The sequence below is a fragment of the Herbaspirillum sp. YR522 genome, from assembly GCF_000282575.1.
In the GTDB taxonomy this organism is placed as follows: domain Bacteria; phylum Pseudomonadota; class Gammaproteobacteria; order Burkholderiales; family Burkholderiaceae_D; genus Herbaspirillum.
This window is the reverse complement of the sequence record NZ_AKJA01000127.1, coordinates 1-1,690: the sequence shown is the minus strand read 5'-3', so window position 1 is coordinate 1,690 and position 1,690 is coordinate 1. Positions and strand designations below refer to the sequence as shown.

1 pseudogene is annotated in these 1,690 nt (G+C 56.2%); it reads left to right on the top strand.

Annotation, left to right across the window (positions count from 1 at the left end):
* Positions 1–1,503: pseudogene (locus PMI40_RS24445) on the top strand (hypothetical protein); the annotation flags it as partial.
* Positions 1,504–1,690: the final 187 nt, after the last annotated feature.

Genomic DNA, 1,690 nt, shown 5'->3' with positions numbered 1-1,690 from the left:
GGCACTGGCGGTGGCACGGGTGGTGGCACGGGCGGCGGCACGGGCGGTGGTACAGGTGGTGGCACTGACTTCAGTGCTCCGGCCAAGAATCTCGATGGTACCCTGGCGTCAGGCGATTTTAAGAAGCCTCGTGTAGGCACCTATTGGATGGGCGAACTGAGTTTTACCGGTGAGGGATATCATGAGATTACATCTGACAACCTTGGTGGAGCTGTCGGAGCATCCATTCTCGCCACTAAGACTATCACTTTCAGCCATGGCAAGTTTCCTATGGAAATGGTCAGTTTCAAAATCCGGTCAAGTGAAAGTGATGCGATTGTCAAACTCTACAATTTAGATGGCGCATTGATTCAATCGGTCACGATCCCCAAGGTCGATCCATCCGCCACTAAAAATTCATTTTTTTCCAGCCAGACAAATGGTGAACTGATCGCTCGCGTGGAGATAACCAATACCGACAAAACTAAGGGGCATATGATCCTGACCCAAGTTGTTATCAAGCGAGACGGCGAGGTGCACTTGGCAGGCATAATTGACCTCGCCGTTGGAGCCGGGGCGACCCCAGGACCTTTTGCCGCAAACATTGGCAGTACTGTTGGAGGATACGATTTCGACGGCATCCGTGTGCATTCGGCACTTGACTACGCTGTCCGAGAAATCGACGGGCATGCCGGCGGCAAGCATCTTGAAGTGCAAGGACCGACGTTCTTCCATCTCGACAAATACGGCGTGCAGTCGGTGGACGTAGAAGTTGCCGCTAAACGGAGCGCGACTGTCACTTTCCTGGATAGTTATAACAAAATTATTCAAACAATCGAGGTCAGCGCAACGACCGGCTATGGTACGGCTTCTTCACAGGCGCAGAAGATATCCTATCAGGCGCCCGAGGGTGTATCGATTTCCCATTTTATGGTAACCCCTAACGGTCAGGCCCAGGTGGATAACATCAAGTTTCAGCAACGGGCAGGCGTACGTACGCTGCTGGACTCTCCCGATCAGGAAAGCGACGTCACTGCCGGTCAGTATTTCGGCGGCGCCGAGGACGATGTCCTTGCCGTGGATGAGGTCGCCAGGTTGTCGTCGGCCGATACCGGCGTGCATGGCGGCGGCGGGATCGACACGCTCAAGCTGACCGGTGCCAACCAGACGCTGGACCTGGCAGGGCTGACCGGCTTGCCCACCACCGCCAAGATCTCGTCCATCGAAAAGATCGACCTGACCGGTACTGGCAACAACACGCTCAAGCTTTCGCTCAACGATGTGCTCAACCTGGGTGGGCGCGACCTGTTCGTGGCCGACGGCAAGACGCAGTTCATGGTCAACGGCAATGCCGGCGACAAGGTTGAGCTGTCGAAGATGCATGGCAATGGCGTCGACCCCGGCAGCTGGGCCCTGGCCGCCAATACCGTGACGGTGGCAGGCCAGGTATACAACGTCTACGAGCACTCGGTTACCCATGCCGAGTTGCTGGTGCAGCAAGCCGTGGTGACTACGCTGATCTGAGCGAAGAGCCCACATGATTCCGGGTAAGCGAAGCCGGATCATGCCGCTGCGGGCGAGGGACATCGCTCCCTCGCCGCCGATTTCCCTCGCCCGACAATCTTAACCAGCCGCTTGTCGAGCACGCTTGCCTACAGGCAGGGCGAAACCACAGTGCAATGTAATTCAAATCCAAGTTGAGAGGATAGTC